The following is a 4,997-nucleotide window of genomic DNA, read 5'->3' on the forward strand; positions in this document are numbered from 1 at the left end:
GAGATTGTTGCCTTAAAGAGTATGACCACGGTTGAAGATAAAATCCATGTTTATGAGAAACCAGAAAGCGCGGGGCTTGAGATTGGAAAAGCAGCTCATGAACCACAAATTATTCATAGCGTAACAGGAAGATTACCTTTTTATAAAGAGTTTCCCAATGCCCTTAAAACCCTTTTGGCTAAGAAATTTACCCTTGCCGATTACTGGGGCATATGGGCTGGCAATGTTGCTGAAATTGCTCAAAACCATATCAATCGTCTTAAAGATATACTTTCTGATGAAACCAGTGAAGCTTTTCATGCTTTTGAGAGTTTTTATAAAGAACTCAAAAACAACTTAAACAGTGAAATCAAACAAGAGGAAGCGCTTGAGATGTTAGGACAACATCTTGTGACGCGTCCCGTGTTTGAAGCTTTGTTTGATGGCAATGAATTTGTGCAAAACAATGCTATCTCACAAGCAATGGAAAAAATCTTAACAGAACTCGATAAAACCAATATTGAAGAGGTATCTCAAGAATTACAAGAGTTTTATGACAGCGTAAAATTCCGTGCCTCTGGGATTACCTCCCCCCAAGCAAGACAGAACCTTATTATCAAACTTTACGAAGATTTTTTTACCAAGGCATTTAAGAAAACCACGGATAGGCTTGGGATTGTTTATACGCCCGTTGAGATTGTGGATTTTATCATTCATTCTGTTGATGATGTGTTGCGTAATGAGTTTGGAAAAAGCTTGGGGTCACGGGGGGTGTCTATTCTTGACCCTTTTACAGGTACTGGTACCTTTATCACACGGCTATTACAATCCAATCTCATAAAACCAGAGGATATGGAATATAAGTTCCGTCATGATATCCACGCCAATGAGATTGTTTTACTCGCCTATTACATAGCAGCCATTAACATTGAATCGACTTATCATAGTCTTATGAAAGGTGAATATATTCCTTTCAAACATATTGGTTTGGCTGATACGTTTCAGACGCTTAAAGAAAAAAACTTGATAGACGGTATACTCAAAGAAAACAGTGAATATTTAGAACACCAGAAAAATCTCAATATCGAAGTTATCTTTGGTAACCCTCCTTATTCAGTAGGGCAAAAAAATGAAAATGATAATAATGCAAATGTAATCTACACAACACTTGATGCAAGAATTCGTGATACGTATGCATTAAGATCTCAAGCCAAACTCAAAAGAAATCTCTATGATAGTTATATCCGCGCTATCCGCTGGGCTAGTGACCGTATTGGTAATGCTGGAGTGATTGGTTTTGTTTCTGGTTCTGGTTATATAGAAAAGTCAACAATGGATGGCTTACGAAAATCTTTAGCCAAAGAGTTTACGAGCATTTATGTGCTTAATTTACGAGGGGATGTCCGTAAAAACATGTTAAGCAATGGGAAAGCTCAAGAAGGAGAAAATGTTTTTGGCAATGGTAGTATGACTGGTATTGCCGTGACGCTGTTTATCAAAAATCCCAATGCTGTTGGACCTTGTAAAATTTACTATCATGATATTGGTAATAATCACACAAAAGAAAAAAAACTTACAGCTCTCGAATATTTTGGTAGTATTGACGGTATTACTAATAAATCAAGCTGGCAAATGATTACACCTGACGAGCATGGTGATTGGATCAATCAACGTGATGACAATTTCAACGCCTTTTTAGCTATAGGTGATAAAGGTGATAAAAAAGGTCATAGTAAAAAACTTTTTAAAAATTTTTCGTGTGGTGTCATAACTAGCCGTGATGCATGGGCATATAACTCAAGCCGTGAAGCTTTAGCTAAAAATATGAACGATATGATAACCTTTTATAATAGCGAAGTAGAACGTTTTAATGATGCCTATCTACATGCTGACCGCAAAACACGTACCAGTGCTGTAAATCATTTTGTCAATGCGGATGAAAATAAAATCAGTTGGAGTTACAGTGTTAAACAAAATTTGATAAAAGGAAAGTTTTTTGAATTTGAGGATATATGCCTTATTCAAAGCCTTTATCGTCCTTTTATACAGCAATGGCTTTATTACAATAGCATCTTTAATGAATCAGTTTATCAAATGCCGCGTATATTCCCGATAGGAGAAACGGTAGAGAATAAAGTAATACAAATTACAGGCATAGGAGCAAGAAGCGGATTTTCTGCTCTTATGACTAAGGATTTGCCTAATTATCACTCAATGGATACTAGCCAATGTTTTCCACGCTATATTTACGAAGACACTGAATCCTGGAAAAACAATAAAGAAAAACAATCCCATTTATTTACAGAAAAAAGCATTAATGCTGATTTACAAAAGCGTGATGCTATTACTGATGAAGGGTTAGCACATTTTAAAGCTGCTTACCCTAATGAAAAAATCACTAAAGATGATTTGTTCTATTACGTTTATGGGATTTTACATTCGGAAGATTACCGTACCCATTATGCTGATAACCTCTCTAAAGAACTGCCTCGCATTCCTTGTGTAAAGAGTGCTGATGATTTTTGGAAGTTTGTAACAGCGGGGCGTAAACTCGGTCATTTGCACGTGAATTATGAAGATGTAGAGCCTTATCCAGTGACCTTTAAAAGGGGCAATCCAAAACAAACAGACATCTCTAATCCAGAAAAGTTTTATTACGTTACAGAAATGAAATTCGCAAAAGCAGGTAAAGAGAAAGATAAATCAACTGTTATTTATAACAGCAATATCACAATAACAGATATCCCTCTTGAGGCTTATGAATATATCGTCAATGGTAGACCCGCTCTTGAATGGGTTATGGGGCGTCAATGTGTAAAGACAGATAAAAAGAGTGGCATTGTTAATGATGCCAATCGTTATGCTGTTGAAACCATTGGCAATCCTGCCTACCCTCTAGAATTATTTCAAAGGGTTATTACTGTAAGTTTAGAGACAATGAAAATTGTTAAGAACCTACCAAAATTGGAAATAAGAGAAACTGAATAGACTTATAAAGCATGCTCACATAATGGGCATGCTAATCTTATTAAAGCCGCTTATGTATTAGTTTAAATAACAGTCTATTTTATCATCTGTTATGAGATAACTAAGATAGGAAAGAATTACGTTATCAGAAATCCTTTAATGGACTTTTGTAAACGTATCATCTTGTGAGTTGATTACCTATAATCTTAAAAGAGATAATTTATCATGCGTTATTCTAAAAAGAAATCATTTGCACTTTTAGATACTCTTATTTGGATTGCTTTAAAACTTATAAGAAATCCACTCTTAAACAGAATACGCTTCTTTTATATTGCCTTTAAGAGATTATATCGCAATCTCAAATGATAGCTTTATTATTTTCAAAAGCTTTGTTTAAAGAGAGTTATGTATATTCATTTTGCTTATAGGTTTTGAAGGTGTAAAAACCGTCAAAACCCCTTCAAAACGTATATTATTGGTTGAATTTATAGGTTGTAATGTCGATATAGGTTGTTTTTTAAAGATCTGTAAAATCTTAATACATTGAAATATAACGTTTTTATTTTTTGCTATTTTTTTATATAAAAGCAGTAACCGTCAAAACTCAAAACCTCTTCAAAACTCATAACCATAATGATCTTGATAGCATTTCTTATGATTATACCCCCTTTCTTTTGAAAGGCTTTAAAGGATCATATGTTTTTTTAAGACGTGTTTTAATCACTCACTAAAATCATAAGATTCGTCTGTTAAATAAACTGACATAACCGATAAAATAGACAAAAGCCCATTAAAAGAGATTTTGATAATCTATGAAATAATAGGTTATTTCCTTAAAATCTTGCACCAAAACCATGATCAGAACCCCACCACTTCAGTTTCTCAACTAGTGATCAAGGCTTTGGAGCGCGTCTTATTTTCTAAATTTCTGAAATCTTTTTGATATTTTTTATGTGCTATTTCTTGTCTTTTTTCCGATAAAATTGACTATTTTCTCTTTCCACGAGCGGGGTTGCTCCTTGCTGGTAACCTCTTGTTGATCATCAAGCTTTTCTGCCACCTGTTTAATCAAAGCGTAACTCACTTGCTTCACCTTTGCTACTTCTTTGGCTAAAGCTAATGCACGTTCAAGGTGGGTTTTGTTGATGCTCTCGTCAAAGCCTAGGTGATCCCCTGCCGTAAAGCTTTTCTGATAAGATTGTAAGGTCTCAACATCACCCAATAAAGCAAGAGCGCCAATATGAAGCAAAGCATAATCCTTATTGTCTGTTTTGGACTTTGCATCCTGTTGCCAAGGAGCTTTACCATAATCACAGCGAAGTCTTTCAGAAAGATCAATATCTTTGACTGCCCATTCTAGCGCATCATCAAGGGCTTGTTTTAAGCGGTCCTCACTAACCTCTGGTTCAAAGATTTCCAATCCCTTTGCTTCAAAATTAAGTTCTAAATCTGGGAAATCTTGCATGTTGGTAGGATCAATGAATTTACAAGCGGTGGAAAGAATGCCCGTGCTAATCAAAAAGGCGCGATCAAATTGCGGGCAATCTTTAGCAATTTCATCGTTATAAAGAATGTCTACTTCACGATCAGGCAATTGATAGCTTGCTATATAATCATCACCATCGATTTTTTTAGTCGACCAGCCTAAGCTTTTTAAAAGTGCTGTTGCACTTTCCATGGTCAATGGAGCATCATTGTCATCCGCTTCATCTACCTCCTCTATCGCCTCAACAGCAACAGTTTTGGAAGCAATAGATGTTGTTTGGGGATCAAGAGACAAAATAGGAGCGTTTTTTGGAAAACCCGCTCGATAACCCCGTGCAAGAGTGAGAAGATTATCAATTCTATATTTTGAGATTTCTTCCACAAAACCTAAAGGATTTCCCTTTCTAAAACTCTCCTTATAAGATTTGAGCTTTTCAATATCCCCAATCAAAACAAGCGCAATAAGGTGACGCGCTACAAGATCAAGTTCACTGTCTGGGGGAAATGCTACATAATTATAAATGATCTGATTGACATTTTGCCGATCAGCCCACTCAAGTATATCT

2 protein-coding genes are annotated in these 4,997 nt (G+C 35.6%); one reads left to right on the plus strand and one right to left on the minus strand.

Annotated features, from left to right (window positions below; translation table 11 throughout):
• The coding region (locus PVV60_RS09475; RefSeq protein ID WP_273724543.1) for a type ISP restriction/modification enzyme at positions 1-2,967 on the plus strand (2,967 nt) is incomplete at its 5' end.
• A gap of 928 nt (positions 2,968-3,895) precedes the next feature.
• On the opposite strand, the gene PVV60_RS09480 is transcribed toward PVV60_RS09475, so the two are convergent.
• On the minus strand, positions 3,896-4,997 hold a 1,102-nt coding region (locus PVV60_RS09480), incomplete at its 5' end, for a DUF6990 domain-containing protein (protein WP_404977307.1).

Source organism: Bartonella sp. AU18XJBT (assembly GCF_028618595.1).
GTDB lineage: Bacteria > Pseudomonadota > Alphaproteobacteria > Rhizobiales > Rhizobiaceae > Bartonella.